The 13,454-nt window shown below is 64.3% G+C and carries 14 protein-coding genes and 1 riboswitch; of the genes, 8 read left to right on the top strand and 6 right to left on the bottom strand.

The window, feature by feature from the left end; all coding sequences use genetic code 11:
* Positions 1-110 precede the first annotated feature (110 nt).
* From IVB41_RS06985 to IVB41_RS06975, 3 genes are all read left to right on the top strand, one after another.
* Positions 111-1,064 (top strand): ribose-phosphate pyrophosphokinase, encoded by a 954-nt coding sequence (locus IVB41_RS06985; RefSeq protein ID WP_007596822.1) that lies wholly within the window; start codon positions 111-113, stop codon positions 1,062-1,064.
* A 138-nt stretch (positions 1,065-1,202) separates the two neighbouring features.
* On the top strand, positions 1,203-2,231 hold the full coding sequence (locus tag IVB41_RS06980; protein WP_247403879.1) for a putative zinc-binding metallopeptidase: 1,029 nt from the start codon (positions 1,203-1,205) through the stop codon (positions 2,229-2,231).
* Entirely contained in the window at positions 2,228-3,262 is a 1,035-nt protein-coding gene (locus tag IVB41_RS06975) for an ATP-grasp domain-containing protein (RefSeq protein WP_247428328.1), read from the top strand. The genes IVB41_RS06980 and IVB41_RS06975 overlap by 4 nt, the downstream gene beginning before the upstream one ends.
* 76 nt (positions 3,263-3,338) lie before the next feature.
* Here IVB41_RS06975 and IVB41_RS06970 read toward each other — a convergent pair whose 3' ends face one another.
* Positions 3,339-3,917, bottom strand: a complete 579-nt coding sequence (locus IVB41_RS06970) for a 6,7-dimethyl-8-ribityllumazine synthase (protein ID WP_247357975.1) — start codon at positions 3,915-3,917, stop codon at positions 3,339-3,341.
* A 76-nt stretch (positions 3,918-3,993) separates the two neighbouring features.
* A riboswitch (FMN riboswitch) is annotated at positions 3,994-4,151 on the bottom strand.
* Between the two features lie 410 nt (positions 4,152-4,561).
* Here IVB41_RS06970 and IVB41_RS06965 point away from each other — a divergent pair.
* Positions 4,562-5,062: a YbjN domain-containing protein gene (locus tag IVB41_RS06965; protein ID WP_247357974.1), complete on the top strand. Its 501-nt coding sequence runs from the start codon at positions 4,562-4,564 to the stop codon at positions 5,060-5,062.
* 190 nt (positions 5,063-5,252) lie between these two features.
* Entirely contained in the window at positions 5,253-6,080 is an 828-nt protein-coding gene (gene proC / locus IVB41_RS06960) for a pyrroline-5-carboxylate reductase (protein ID WP_247428325.1), read from the top strand.
* Between the two features lie 131 nt (positions 6,081-6,211).
* Here the strand turns inward: proC and IVB41_RS06955 are convergent, their stop codons facing one another.
* The 5 genes from IVB41_RS06955 to IVB41_RS06935 form a co-directional block, all read right to left on the bottom strand.
* Positions 6,212-6,607 carry a thioesterase family protein gene (locus IVB41_RS06955; protein ID WP_247428322.1) on the bottom strand — a complete coding sequence of 132 codons (396 nt, stop codon included), beginning with the start codon at positions 6,605-6,607 and terminating at the stop codon, positions 6,212-6,214.
* A 182-nt stretch (positions 6,608-6,789) separates the two neighbouring features.
* The gene (locus IVB41_RS06950; protein WP_256378942.1) at positions 6,790-7,074 is read right to left on the bottom strand and encodes a tautomerase family protein; all 285 of its coding nucleotides are present in this window, start codon (positions 7,072-7,074) and stop codon (positions 6,790-6,792) included.
* Positions 7,075-7,092: 18 nt separating this feature from the next.
* Positions 7,093-8,613 (bottom strand): histidine--tRNA ligase, encoded by a 1,521-nt coding sequence (gene hisS, locus IVB41_RS06945; RefSeq protein ID WP_027565381.1) that lies wholly within the window; start codon positions 8,611-8,613, stop codon positions 7,093-7,095.
* A 50-nt stretch (positions 8,614-8,663) separates the two neighbouring features.
* The gene (locus IVB41_RS06940) at positions 8,664-9,188 is read right to left on the bottom strand and encodes a YegJ family protein (RefSeq protein WP_247428319.1); all 525 of its coding nucleotides are present in this window, start codon (positions 9,186-9,188) and stop codon (positions 8,664-8,666) included.
* A 121-nt stretch (positions 9,189-9,309) separates the two neighbouring features.
* Entirely contained in the window at positions 9,310-10,392 is a 1,083-nt protein-coding gene (locus tag IVB41_RS06935; protein WP_027565383.1) for a branched-chain amino acid aminotransferase, read from the bottom strand.
* A gap of 340 nt (positions 10,393-10,732) precedes the next feature.
* Here IVB41_RS06935 and IVB41_RS06930 point away from each other — a divergent pair, with 340 nt between their 5' ends.
* Genes IVB41_RS06930 through IVB41_RS06920 form a run of 3 tightly spaced genes read left to right on the top strand, consistent with a single transcriptional unit; the run spans position 10,733 to position 13,406 of the window.
* On the top strand, positions 10,733-11,272 hold the full coding sequence (locus IVB41_RS06930; protein ID WP_007596846.1) for a MarR family winged helix-turn-helix transcriptional regulator: 540 nt from the start codon (positions 10,733-10,735) through the stop codon (positions 11,270-11,272).
* The gene (locus IVB41_RS06925) at positions 11,269-12,000 is read left to right on the top strand and encodes a response regulator (RefSeq protein ID WP_018453502.1); all 732 of its coding nucleotides are present in this window, start codon (positions 11,269-11,271) and stop codon (positions 11,998-12,000) included. The genes IVB41_RS06930 and IVB41_RS06925 overlap by 4 nt, the downstream gene beginning before the upstream one ends.
* Before the next feature lie 17 nt (positions 12,001-12,017).
* Positions 12,018-13,406 carry an ATP-binding protein gene (locus IVB41_RS06920; protein WP_027520375.1) on the top strand — a complete coding sequence of 463 codons (1,389 nt, stop codon included), beginning with the start codon at positions 12,018-12,020 and terminating at the stop codon, positions 13,404-13,406.
* Positions 13,407-13,454: the final 48 nt, after the last annotated feature.

Raw genomic sequence — 13,454 nt, 5'->3', positions numbered from 1 at the left:
TGCCATTGCAGCCCCCGGCCTGATATTTCCTCGCCCGTCGTAACCGTGCTTCCAGTGGGTATTGTTTGATGTTGAACATCGTGTCCAGCAAAGCGCGGGAGGAAGCGTCCATGTCGGCCAAGAACGGCTCCATCAAGCTCGTCGCCGGCAACTCCAATCCGGCTCTCGCGCAGGCCATCGCGCAAGGTCTCGACCTGCCGCTGACCAAAGCGGTGGTACGGCGCTTCGCCGACATGGAGATCTTCGTCGAGATCCAGGAGAACGTGCGCGGCTCGGATGCCTTCGTCATCCAGTCGACCTCGTTCCCGGCGAACGACCATTTGATGGAATTGCTGATCATCACCGACGCACTGCGCCGCTCCTCGGCGCGCCGCATCACCGCTGTGCTGCCCTATTTCGGCTACGCCCGGCAGGACCGCAAATCGGGTTCGCGCACGCCGATCTCGGCAAAACTCGTCGCCAATCTGATCACGCAGGCCGGCGTCGACCGCGTCATGACGCTCGACCTGCATGCCGGCCAGATCCAGGGCTTCTTCGACATCCCGACCGACAACCTCTACGCCGCGCCGCTGATGGTGCGCGACATCAAGGACAAGTTCGACCTCTCCAGGACGATGGTGATCTCACCCGACGTCGGCGGCGTGGCGCGCGCACGCGGCCTCGCCAAGCGCATCAACACCCCGCTCGCGATCGTCGACAAGCGCCGCGAGAGGGCGGGTGAATCCGAGGTCATGAACGTGATCGGTGACGTCGCCGGCTACACCTGCATCCTGATCGACGACATCGTGGACTCCGGCGGCACGCTGGTGAACGCCGCCGACGCGCTGATCGCCAAGGGCGCCAAGGACGTCTACGCCTACATCACCCACGGCGTGCTCTCCGGCGGCGCGGCCGCCCGGATCACAAACTCCAGGCTGAAGGAGCTGGTGATCACCGACTCGATCCTGCCGACCGAGGCGGTGAGTAAGGCGCCGAACATCCGCACGCTGCCGATCGCCAGCCTGATCTCCGACGCGATCGCGCGCACCGCGGCGGAAGAGTCGGTGTCGAGCCTGTTCGACTGAGGTTTCTTACCTTGCCCCGCTTGCAGGGACAGGGAGTGCGAGCGTCTACGTCCCTTACGAGGCAGCCCCCGGGTTGTTGCCAACGACCGCCCATGACATCATCCGAATCCCGAGTCATCTCTGCCCTCTGGATGCCCGATGCCACGCCGGAAATTTGCCTGGGAGAAGCTGTCGGATGACGAGTTGCTCAAGCAACGCCTCTCCAGCCTGAGGGTTACGGTCGAAGGCACCTGGCTCGAGGATTGCGTCAGCACGCTCTATGAGGAGCTGGAAGAACGGGATATCCGGCTGCGGCCGCACACCTGGATGTCGAGCGAATGGTTCAGTCCGGGCGGCGTTCCCGGCATCGCCATTCCGTTCTATCTCGCTCATCCCCGCCTGATGAAGCTCGAGAAGAAGATGATGTTCGACGTCGAGGGCGGAACATGGCGCGAGTGCATGGCCATCCTCCGTCACGAAGCGGGCCACGCGATCCAGCACGGTTACCAGCTGCAGCGCCGGCGGCGCTGGCAACAGCTGTTCGGCCCGTCGTCGAAACACTACCCGCGCTACTACCGGCCCAATCCGGCGAGCAGGCGTTACGTCCAGCATCTGCGGCTGTGGTATGCGCAGAGCCATCCGGACGAGGATTTCGCCGAGACCTTTGCGGTGTGGCTGCGGCCCCGTTCGAACTGGCGGACGCGATATGCTGGTTGGCCGGCGCTGAAGAAGCTCGAATATGTCGACGAGCTGATGGGCGAGATCGCGGGAAAGCGGCCGCCGATCGCGACTCGGGAGCGTGTCGATACGCTGGGTCGGCTCAGCCAGACGCTCGAAGAGCACTACAAGAAGAAGCAGGCGTTCTACGCCTTCACACCCCCCAAGACCTACGACCGCGATCTCTCCCGGCTGTTTTCAGCCGATCCACGGCATCACCGCTCAAAGCCGGCTTCGGCCCTGATCAGGCGCCACCGCTCCCAGATCAGGCAATTGGTCTCGCGATGGACCGGCGAGAATCAGCTTACGCTCGATGCCGTGCTTGACGAGATGATCTCTCGCTGTCGCGAGCTCGATCTGCGTGCCGTCGGCCCTGAACAGAAGCTCGTTCTCGACTTCATCGTCCTCGTGACCGCCAAGACGATGCACACGATGTTTGGCCCGTCTCGACGAAAATGGATCGCGCTATGAGACGTCTGCGCATTCTGGTTCTCATGCATCCGGACTTCCTGCCTCCGGACTCCTCCGACGGATACAGCCCGCAGGAGATCAATGCGTGGAAAACCGAGTACGACGTGGTGAGCACCTTGCGTGCCGCCGGCCACGAGGTTCGACCGCTCGGCGCGCAGGAGGAAATCAGGCCGGTGCGCGAGGCGATCGAGGAGTTCAAGCCGCACGTGGTTTTCACGTTGCTGGAGGAATTCCACAACAACGTCGCCTTCGACCAGCACATCGCGAGCTATCTCGAACTGATGAAGGTCCCTTATACCGGGTGCAATCCGCGCGGCCTGACCCTGGCCCGCGGCAAGGATCTGTCCAAGACGCTGGTGCATCACCGCCGGATCGCCGCGCCGGCCTTCGCTGTCTTCCCGATGCGCCGCAAAGTGAAACGCCCGACGCGTCTTGCGCTGCCGCTGATCGTCAAGAGCCTGAACATGGATGGCTCGTTCGGCATCTCGCAAGCCTCGATCGTCGACACCGACGAAAAGCTGGCCGAGCGGGTTGCCTTCATCCACGAGCGGGTCGAATCCGCCGCCATCGCCGAGCAGTTCATCGAGGGGCGAGAGCTTTACGTCGGCGTGCTCGGCAACAACCGCTTACGTGTTCTGCCGATCTGGGAGTTGAAATTCGGCAGCATGGGCGGCCGCTCGTCACGGCATATCGCCACTGAGAAGGCCAAGCACGACACCGACTATCAGGAGAAGGTCGGCATCGTCGACGGGCCTGCGAAGGATCTGGCGCCGGAAGTGACCGCCAGGATCCAGCGGGCCGCGAAACGCATCTATCGGACGCTTGGCCTCGACGGCTACGCGCGCATCGATTTTCGCCTCACCGCCGACGGAACGCCGTATTTCATCGAAGCCAATCCCAATCCCGAGATCGCCAAGAGCCAGGAGTTCGCGACGGCCGCTCTACATGACGGGCTCAAATATCCGGCTCTCCTGCAGCGCATCCTGGCCCTCGGGATCAGCCGCGCCAAGGCAGGAGTGTCACTGGGATGATGACGGCGACGATCGCCCCTCATCCTTCGAGACGCGCTTCGCGCCCCTCGGGATGAGGGATGGTCGTTGCGCTGCGTTACACGATTCCCGCGGCGACCTGGCCGCGCAGGCGTTCGAGCCCGAGCAACGTCTCCGCGCAGGCGGCCGCCACCTCGACGCCCTTGATCGCAAAATGCCTGCGGAAGAAATCGTAGTGCACCTCGGTCTCGTGGAATTGCTGCGGCGTCAGCACCGCGGAGAACACGGGCACCTCCGTGCGCAGCTGCACGTCCATCAACGCCTTGATCACGGTGTCGGCGACGAACTCATGGCGGTAGATGCCGCCGTCGACGACGAGGCCGGCCGCGACGATCGCGGTGTAGCGTCGTGTCTTGGCGAGGATCTGCGCATGCAGCGGGATCTCGAACGAGCCCGGCACCTCGAACACGTCGACATGATTGAGGTGGCGCGCTTCTGCCTCCTTCACGAAGGCGATACGGGCCTCCGCGACCACGTCGCGGTGCCAGCAGGCCTGCACGAAGGCCACCCGCTGCGGTTTCGCAAAGCGCGGATGGTCGGGCGCCGGATCTTGCGGAACCGGCGGTGGCGTTTGGGTTGGTTGGGACGTTTCGGCTTTGGAAGTTTGGACTTGGGTATCTTGCAACATCTGATTCATGGCTTTCCTCAGTTAAGGACCAGAATCAGGGCACACGGAACGACAAACAGCCGCATCCTGCGATGCGTCTGCCACCGACCGTTCTCTTTCATCCGGACTTTAACCGTCGGCTTCGGAGTTGCACCGAATCTGCTGACCCTTCCCCTCAGCAAGACTTTGAGGAAGGCGCTCGCGGGCTTAGGCCTTACGGCCCTTACCGCCGGTGGGGACTTTCACCCCGCCCTGAGAACATCGGCCGCCCGGAATGAACGGCCTGACCGAAATATGACGCCGGTTGGGGGCCGCGGCAAGCGGGTTCCGCATGGGAAAACCGCATGGTCCCATGCCGCTATAGTGGTCCAGTCCGTACGCGGCGGAATTAACGATTGGCGGGCCATCGGCGAATCCGATTCCGGTTTGTTCTTTTCCGTCCGGCTCGGCCTCCCCTGCGTTAATAATTGTGGCGGAGATGAGCTGTGGACGAACGAGTCCTGACTTGTGGACGGACTCGGCAGCCAGTTGCGCAGATTCCGCAAATCACATCAGTTGATCCGCGACAAGCCCGCGCTGATCCGAACGGATCGCCTTACCAATATTAAGGGAGCGCGCGCCGGACCAACCGCGTGCGTATCAAAGACAACAAAAAGGCAAGAGGTCGAGACGGCATGTCCCTGCTCGAAGGCACTATCGATTCCAAAAACCATCCGCTCGCGGTGGTCGAGGATATCGCTGCCAGCAACAACTGGCCGTTCGAACGCTCCGGCGAAGACGAACTCACGATTGTCTCCAAGGGACAATGGACCGACTACCAGATCTCCTTCACCTGGATGGGCGAGATCGAGGCGCTGCATCTGGCCTGTGCGTTCGACATGAAGATTCCGGTTGCGCGGCGACCGGAGGTGCAGCGGCTCGTCGCCGCCGTCAACGAGCAGTTGTGGGTCGGGCACTTCGACCTGTGGACGACCACCGGCATGATCATGCACCGGCAGGCCCTCGTGCTGCCGGGCGGGCTCACCGCCTCCACCGGGCAATGCGAAGCCATGCTCGCCGGCGCCATCCACGCCTGCGAGCGCTATTTCCCGGCGTTCCAGTTCGTGGTGTGGGCGGGCAAGTCCACGTCGGAAGCCATGGACGCGGCGATGTTCGACACGGTGGGCGAGGCGTAGTTTTCTTGTCGTCCCGGCCTAGTGCGCAATTGCGCACGGGGGGCCGGGACCCATACCGCGTGATTTCGCTTGTGGCACGCTGCTTGTTGCCAACACCTCCATCCACTAAAACCGGTTGTGGTTATGGGTCCCGGCCCCCGTGCGCAATTGCGCACTAGGCCGGGACGACACTGAGTTTGTGGTAACGCCTATGACGAGCAACAGCACTCTCGAAAACATCACCGGCACTATCCTGCTCGCCGGCGCCGGCAAGATGGGCGGCGCGATGCTGACCGGATGGCTTTCGGGCGGGCTCGATCCGCGCCGCGTCGCGGTGATTGATCCACACATCTCGGCCGAGATCACCGCACTTGCCGCCAAGGGGGTTGCGCTCAATCCTGATGTGACGACGGCAGGCCAGGTCGAGACGCTGATCGTCGCGGTGAAGCCGCAAATGTTCCGCGAGGCCGGCGCCAAGCTGAAGCCGTTCGTCTCCGACAAGACGGCGGTGGTGTCGATCATGGCGGGAACCACGATCGCCTCGCTCGAGGAGGTCTGCGGCGGCGCGGTCGTGCGCGCGATGCCGAACACGCCGGCCGCGATCGGTCGCGGCATCACGGTGGCTGTCGCCGCGAACAACGTCAGCGCACAGCAACGCGCTGTGGCCGATGCGCTGCTACGCGCCACCGGCTCGGTCGAATGGGTCGACGATGAGAGCCTGATGGACGCGGTGACCGCGGTGTCCGGCTCGGGCCCGGCCTATGTGTTCTTGCTGGCCGAAGAGCTCGCGCGCGCCGGTGTCGAGGCGGGCTTGCCCGAGGCGCTGGCAACCAAACTCGCGCGCGAAACCGTCGCCGGCTCGGGTGAACTTCTCCACCAGTCGGAGCTTGCCTCCGGCACGCTACGCCAGAACGTCACCTCGCCCGGCGGCACCACGGCCGCGGCGCTCGGCGTGCTGATGGGCGAACCCGGTCTGCGCGATCTGATGATCCGCGCGATCGCGGCGGCGACGCAGCGGTCGAAGGAACTGGCGAAGTAAAGAAGCTATCCCCTTATGGTGAGGAGCGCGAAGCGCCGTCTCGAACCATGCATGCCCGGCTCTCGCCTGTGGCGATCCTTCGAGACGACCGCTGCGCGGTCTCCTCAGGATGAGGGCAGAGCAAGCGGCTGCTACGTCGTCCCCAGCCGCTTGTTGAACATCGCTACATTGACGAGCCCGCGCGCGTGGCGGCCTTCGCCGAGTTTTCGCGTGCCCTCGAAGGCCTCGACCTCGAAGCGGATGACGCGGCGCTCTACCGCAATGACCTTCGCGGTAGTCCGCACCGTCGCGCCGACAAGGGCTGCTGCAAGATGGCGGATATCGACCTCGGTGCCGACGGTGACCCAGCCGGGCTGAAGCGCCGCACGAATCGCATCGCCCGACGTCATCTCCATTTCCAGAATCATCATCGGCGTCGCATAGACCATCGGCATGCCGGGCACGAAATGCCCGACCGTGCGCTCCACCGGCACCACCAGCGTGCGCTCGGCGCTCATGCCGACCTTGATGAAGTCGCGTGCGTCCATGGGGCCTCCCCCCGTCGTCCTGGACAAGCGCAGCGAAGCGAAGCGCCGATCCAGGACCCATTACCCCGACTGAACATTGTCATGAGCGGCCTAAACCACGACCCGCCGTAACAACTGCCGCTTGGGGTAATGGGTCCTGGCTTTCGCCAGGACGACAGTTGCGTTTGCAGCTAGAGCGCGGGCTACTTCTTCGCAGCCGCCGCGCGCTCCACGAACGTCTTGCCGCCCTTCATCTTGTGGCGGAGCGGGGCTTCATTGATCTGGATGACGACGGCGTCGGCATCGACGCCGAGATTCTTCACCAGCGCCTGGGTGATGTCGCGCATCATGCCGGCCTTCTGCTCGTCGGTGCGGCCTTCGGCCATGCTGACAGTGATCTCAGGCATTTTTCTCTCCCTTGGGCCGAACACCGGCCATTGACGGGCGCCATCAAACAGGAGGCGGATGCCCGGGACAAGCCCGGGCATGGCGGCGTCAGCGAATAGCTAGCCCCAGCTCACGTCATGGCGCGCTAGCACCTCGCGAACTTTGGCGACAAGATCGGCCTCGCTGCACGAGAACTGCGCCGGGCGGCTCTCACGCCATTCCTGGTTGGAAGCGATCGCGGCTGCCGCCTTCGCGCCCTCGATCAAATCCTTGATCTGCACCTCGCCACGCGCTTTTTCATCCGAGCCCTGGATGATGACGCAGGGCGCATTGCGGCGATCGGCATATTTGAGCTGGTTGCCCATGTTCTTGGGATTGCCCAGATAGAGCTCGGCGCGGATGCCGGCGGTTCGCAACGATGCGACCATCTTCTGATAGTCGGCGACGCGGTCGCGGTCGAACACGGTGACGACGACGGGGCCGAACCCGGGCTTCGTGTCGAGCTTGCCGAGCAGCGTCAGCGCGGCCTGAAGCCGCGACACGCCGATCGAGAAACCGGTCGCTGGCACGGGCTCGCCGCGGAAGCGCGAGACCAGGCCATCGTAGCGTCCGCCGCCGCCGACCGAGCCGAAGCGCACCGGTCGGCCCTTGTCGTCCCTGGTCTCGAGCAGCAATTCGACCTCGTAGACGGGGCCGGTGTAATATTCGAGGCCGCGCACCACGGAGGGGTCGATCTTGATGCGATCCGCACCGTAACCCGACGCCGTCACTAGTTTCGCGATCTCTTCCAGCTCGCTCACGCCGGCCTGACCGACTTCGCTCTTGGTGAGATAGGTTTCCGCCGCGGCAATGGCCTCTTTCCAATCGTCGCGCGGTTTGGTGATGGCGAGAACGACGTCAGCTTCCGACGCGCTTAGATTGGCGCCCTTCGTGAAGTCGCCCTTGCCTTCTTCGCCGCCATCCCATCTGCCGGGACCGAGGAGCTTGCGAACTTCCTCGGCGGGAAACTTATCGAGCTTGTCGATTGCGCGCAGCACGGTGAGCCTGCGTGCTGCGTTCTCTTCGCCGCCGAGTCCGATGGCTTCCAGAACGCCGTCGAGCACCTTGCGGTTGTTCACCTTCACAACATACGAGCCGCGCGCAATGCCCAGCGCCTCCATCGTGTCGGCCGCCATCATGCAGATCTCCGCGTCCGCCGCCGGCGTCGCCGAGCCCACCGTGTCTGCATCGAACTGCATGAACTGGCGGAAGCGACCGGGACCCGGCTTTTCATTGCGGAAGACGTAGCCGACCCGGTAGCTGCGGTAGGGCAACACGAGAGCGTCGGTGCCGTATCGCTCGCCGACGTAGCGGGCGAGCGGCGCGGTCAAATCGTAGCGCAGCGAGATCCACTGCTCGTCGTCGTCCTGGAACGAGAACACGCCCTCGTTCGGACGATCCTGGTCGGGCAGGAACTTGCCGAGCGCATCGGTGTATTCCATCGCCGGCGTTTCCACAGGCTCGAACCCGTAGAGCTCGTAGACGGTGCGGATCTTTTCCACCATCTCGCGCGTCGCCCGGATCGCGGCGGGATCGCGATCCTCGAGCCCGCGCGGCAGGCGCGCCTTCAGTTTCTGGGGTTTTTTGGATTTTTCGGCCATGCGCGGCATTTACCAGCCGACGCGCGAAGCGGCAACTGCCGGGTAGGCCCTTACGGCTGCTCCATCCGTGCCCGCAGCGCATCGGCATCCGCTTTCGGCAGCGACTTCAGCGTTGGCTTGATGGTTTCGCCGCCGACGATCTTGCCGTTGCGCATGAACATCCAGTCCGAGATGTCGGCTTCAGTGAATTCGACCTTGTCGCCTGCCCGCTTGCCCGGCAGATCGCGTGGCTCGTTGGCGAAGAGGCCGGAATAGCCCCCATTGGGTAGCTTCTTCACCTCGGCCATCCAGATGTGCTCACCGCCTTTGCGGGTCGAAAAGTGCACCTTCAGGGCGTGCCCCGTTTCCGACGGTTTCGGCGCCTCGTAGGAGGCCCAGAAGGTCGGCAGCGTGCCGCGGGCGCGCGCGATCGCGGTGTTCATCTCCGGATCGGTGGTGCGCACGTCGACGACGGGCGAACGGCCCTCAGCGGAGACGTCCGGCTTGGGGCCGATGGTCAGGATGCCAAAGACGGTGACGCCGGTGATTGCGGCGAGAACGACCCATTTCAGGGACTGGGGAAGAGTGGATGTCATGATCGCAATGTCCGGAAAACTCGATGTCCAGGTATCGAGGTCTCGGACTTTGTCGCACGATCATCGTGTCGCGTTCATTGCGCCTCTCTCTCCCCGCGAGCGGAGAGAGAGAGGGCAAAAATCAAGACAGATTGCGGATCCAGTTATGCGGATCGTTGGTGCGGCCGTACTGGATGTCGACGAGCTGCTTGCGCAGGCCCATGGCGACGGGGCCGGCGGCGCCGCCGCTGATCTCGAAATCGCCGCTCACTGAGCGCACCGTGCCGATCGGCGAGATCACGGCGGCGGTGCCGCAGGCAAACGCCTCCTTCAGCTTGCCGCTTGCCGCATCCTTGCGCCACTGGTCGAGCGAATACGGCTCCTCGCGCACGGTTTTGCCGGCGTCTTTGGCCAGCGCAATGATGGAATCGCGGGTGATGCCGGGCAGGATCGTGCCGAGCGGCGGCGTCGAGAGCGAGCCGTCGTCGAACACGAAGAACACGTTCATGCCGCCGAGCTCTTCGATGTAGCGGCGCTCGATCGCATCGAGAAACACGACTTGGTCGCAGCCGTGCTGGATCGCTTCGGCCTGGGCGCGCAGGCTAGCGGCATAGTTGCCGCCGCATTTGACGGCGCCGGTGCCGCCGACGGCAGCGCGCGTGTAGTTCTCGGACACCCAGATCGAGACTGGCGCGGGGCCGCCCTTGAAGTAGGAGCCGACCGGCGAGGCGATCACCGCGAAGATGTATTCGGACGACGGCTTGACGCCGAGGAAGGTCTCGCTCGCGATCATGAACGGGCGCAGGTAAAGGCTGCCCTCGCCGCCCGGCATCCAGGCGCGGTCGATGCGCACGATTTGCTCGACGGCCTCGATGAAGACGTCTTCGGGGAGCTGCGCCATCGCCATGCGGTCCGCCGAGTCCTTGAAGCGCCGCGCATTGGCGTCGGGGCGGAACAGGTTCACACCGCCGTCGTCGCGCTTGTAGGCCTTGAGGCCTTCAAAAATTTCCTGGGCGTAGTGCAGGACGGCGCCGGCCGGATCGAGCTGGAAATTGGCGCGGGCCTCGACACGCGCCTCGTACCAGCCGCCCTTGGCCTGGTTGTAGCGGACCACCGCCATGTGATCGGTGAAGACCCGCCCGAAGCCGGGGTCCACCAGCTTGGCGACCCGATCCTTCTCGGGGGTCGGATTGGATGCGGGCTGGATGTCGAATTTCATGCTCATGTCCTTGCCTCCCGCTGCCGGTAGCGGCGCCGTTGTGGCACCCACCTGCCCCGATTTGGGCCCGGCTGGCTCAATTGGTTTCTGGCCGGACCGCCGCCAGCCTTGTTACGGCCGGTTTCCGTGGCCAGCATGTCACCGAGGACATGCTTTTGCGGAAGACGGAAGTCCAGTATGTTTTGCCGAAATGCCGTTCGACAATCGCACGGTTGATCTGCTCCGGCCGTCGCCGCCTGTCTGGCCCACTGGGGCCGCCTTGCTTCGATGCCCACCCCGACGCGAAACGATCTAAAATTTCGTACGGGCCGATCGTTTTGTAACATTGAGACCAAGATACGTCAATATGCCTGACATAAATTTCGCGACTCCTTCTCAAGACGCTGCCGGGCCGCGGCCGGCCGCAGACGACGGAGGCAATTTGCGCTGGGATATCATCGAACTGCTGTTCTTCGCCTATCGCGATTTCGTCGGCGATCCCGACCAGGAGCTGGAGGCGTTCGGCTTCGGCCGGGCCCATCACCGCGTCATGCACTTTGTTTATCGTTATCCTGGCCTCAAGGTCGCCGACCTCCTCGACGTCCTGCGCATCACCAAGCAATCGCTCGGCCGGGTGCTCAAGCAGCTCCTGGACGAGGGCTATATCGTCCAGAAGACCGGCGACAATGATCGCCGCCAACGCCTGCTGTTTGCGACACCGAAGGGCGAGGCGCTGGTGCAGAAGCTCGCCGGTCTCCAGACCACGCGCATCACCAAGGCGCTCGCCGAGATGGCGCCGCAGGATGCCGAAACCGTCAAGCGCTTCCTGCGCGCGATGATCGACCGCGACGATCCCGACAAGGTGCTCGAAACGATCTTCGCCACCGTCAATCAGGACAAGGAGTGACCGTGCCGCTCGCTGCCACGCTCGCACGCCCGCCGGCACGCCCCGCCGACGATGCTCCGCATCTCCTGCTGGTTGACGACGACCGCCGCATCCGCGACCTGCTCTCGCGCTTCCTTGCCGGCGAAGGCTATCGCGTCTCGACCGCCGCCAGCGCCAGCGACGCCCGTTCCAAGCTTTTGGGCCTGCACTTCGACCTCTTGATCCTGGATGTCATGATGCCCGGCGAGACCGGCTTCGATCTCGCCCGTTTCATCCGGACTTCGTCCTCGGTACCGATCGTGATGCTGACGGCGCGGCATGAAGCCGAAGCGCGCATCGAGGGCCTGCAGATCGGCGCCGACGATTACGTCGCAAAGCCGTTCGAGCCGCGCGAGCTTGCGCTACGCATCAACAACATCCTCAAGCGCGCTGCGCCGCCGCCGCAGGCCGCTGCAGTGGAGAAGATCGCGTTTGGCCCGTACATCTATCACCTCGACCGCGGCGAACTGCGCCAAGGCGAAGACGTCATTCACCTGACCGACCGCGAGCGCGAGATGCTGCGGATCCTGTCGGAGACACCGGGCGAGACCGTGCCGCGCAGCGCGCTGACCGGCAATGGCAGCGTCAACGAGCGCGCCGTCGACGTGCAGATCAACCGCCTGCGGCGCAAGATCGAGACCGATCCCGCCAATCCGCTGTTCCTCCAGGCCGTGCGCGGCATCGGCTACCGGCTGGTAGCCTCGCCATAAAGAGTGAAGCGCCACCGATGAGCACGATCGATAGCGGCCTGACGCTTTTGAAGAGCGCCGCCGGCCGCGTCTCCGCCGCCAATGGCTGGATGGGCAATGCGTTCAAGGGCTGGATGCCGACCGGCCTCTACGCGCGTGCGCTGCTGATCATGATCGTGCCGATGGTGATCCTGCAATCGGTCGTTGCCTTCGTGTTCATGGAGCGGCACTGGAACACGGTGACACGGCGGCTGTCGGCCGCGGTGGTGCAGGACATCGCCGCGCTGATCGACGTCTACAAGGGCTATCCGCAAGACAAGGATCGCGACCAGATCCGCCGCATCGCGCAGCAGCGCCTGGGCCTCGTCGTCGATTTCCTCCCGGCCGGCGACATGCCGCCGCCGGGACCCAAGCCGTTCTTCTCGCTGCTCGACCAGACGCTGTCGGTGCAGCTCGGCCGCCAGATCGGGCGCTCCTTCTGGATCGACACGGTCGGCCGCTCCAATCTGGTCGAGATCCGGATCCAGCTCGACGACGCCGTGATGCGCGTGTTCGCGCAGCGCAGCGCCGCCTATGCCTCGAACTCGGAGATCTTCCTGTTCTGGATGGTCGGAACGTCCTCGATCCTGCTGATCGTCGCGGTGCTATTCCTGCGCAACCAGATCAAGCCGATCCTGCGACTTGCCGACGCCGCTGAAAGTTTTGGCAAGGGCCGCGAGGCGCCGAATTTCCGCCCGCGCGGCGCGCGCGAGGTGCGGCGCGCGTCGGTCGCCTTCCTCGAAATGAAGTCGCGCATCGAGCGGACGATGGAGCAACGCACCGCGATGCTCGCCGGCGTCAGCCACGATCTGCGCACGATCCTGACGCGGTTCAAGCTCGAGCTGGCGCTGATCGGCGACAGCCCAGAAATGGAAGGCATGCGCAAGGACGTCGACGAGATGTCGATGATGCTCGAGGACTACCTCGCGTTTGCCCGCGGCGATTCCGGCGAGCAGTCGCAGCCAACCGACATGGCCCAGGCGCTCGAGGAGCTGCGTAGCGACGCCGAACGCCACGGCCACACGGCGACGGTCGCATTCAACGGGCTGCCCGTGGTCACGGTGAAGCCGGCCTCGTTCAAGCGCTGCCTCGCCAACCTCGTCACCAACGCCGCCCGCTACGGCAAAAGCATCGCCATCACCGGCCAGCGCGATCACCGTTATTTGACCGTGACGGTCGACGACGACGGGCCGGGCATTCCCGCCCATTTGCGCGAAGAGGTGTTCAAGCCGTTCCTGCGGCTGGACAACGCCCGCAACCAAGACGAAGGCGGCACGGGTCTTGGCCTCGCGATCGCCCGCGACATCGCCCGTTCGCACGGCGGCGACATCACGCTTGGCGACAGTCCGATGGGCGGATTAAGAGCGAGCGTGCGGATACCGGTGTAGGCGCGGGACTTCACGCCCCCGTAAGAACGGGGCGAGGGAGTGCACGTG

The organism is Bradyrhizobium sp. 44 (genome assembly GCF_023073095.1).
GTDB lineage: Bacteria > Pseudomonadota > Alphaproteobacteria > Rhizobiales > Xanthobacteraceae > Bradyrhizobium.
Note: the sequence above shows the minus strand (reverse complement) of the source record. Positions and strands in the feature narration are given on the sequence as shown.

What these genes read in the sequence shown, in the direction of transcription:
- IVB41_RS06940 (WP_247428319.1), bottom strand. Translation starts at nt 9,188, where the DNA reads ATGACATCCACTCTTCCCCAGTCCCTGAAATGGGTCGTTCTCGCCGCA.
- IVB41_RS06920 (WP_027520375.1), top strand. Translation starts at nt 12,018, where the DNA reads ATGAGCACGATCGATAGCGGCCTGACGCTTTTGAAGAGCGCCGCCGGC.
- proC (WP_247428325.1), top strand. Translation starts at nt 5,253, where the DNA reads ATGACGAGCAACAGCACTCTCGAAAACATCACCGGCACTATCCTGCTC.
- IVB41_RS06965 (WP_247357974.1), top strand. Translation starts at nt 4,562, where the DNA reads ATGTCCCTGCTCGAAGGCACTATCGATTCCAAAAACCATCCGCTCGCG.
- IVB41_RS06970 (WP_247357975.1), bottom strand. Translation starts at nt 3,917, where the DNA reads ATGAATCAGATGTTGCAAGATACCCAAGTCCAAACTTCCAAAGCCGAA.
- IVB41_RS06950 (WP_256378942.1), bottom strand. Translation starts at nt 7,074, where the DNA reads ATGCCCGGGCTTGTCCCGGGCATCCGCCTCCTGTTTGATGGCGCCCGT.
- IVB41_RS06975 (WP_247428328.1), top strand. Translation starts at nt 2,228, where the DNA reads ATGAGACGTCTGCGCATTCTGGTTCTCATGCATCCGGACTTCCTGCCT.
- IVB41_RS06985 (WP_007596822.1), top strand. Translation starts at nt 111, where the DNA reads ATGTCGGCCAAGAACGGCTCCATCAAGCTCGTCGCCGGCAACTCCAAT.
- hisS (WP_027565381.1), bottom strand. Translation starts at nt 8,613, where the DNA reads ATGGCCGAAAAATCCAAAAAACCCCAGAAACTGAAGGCGCGCCTGCCG.
- IVB41_RS06935 (WP_027565383.1), bottom strand. Translation starts at nt 10,392, where the DNA reads ATGAGCATGAAATTCGACATCCAGCCCGCATCCAATCCGACCCCCGAG.
- IVB41_RS06980 (WP_247403879.1), top strand. Translation starts at nt 1,203, where the DNA reads ATGCCACGCCGGAAATTTGCCTGGGAGAAGCTGTCGGATGACGAGTTG.
- IVB41_RS06955 (WP_247428322.1), bottom strand. Translation starts at nt 6,607, where the DNA reads ATGGACGCACGCGACTTCATCAAGGTCGGCATGAGCGCCGAGCGCACG.
- IVB41_RS06930 (WP_007596846.1), top strand. Translation starts at nt 10,733, where the DNA reads ATGCCTGACATAAATTTCGCGACTCCTTCTCAAGACGCTGCCGGGCCG.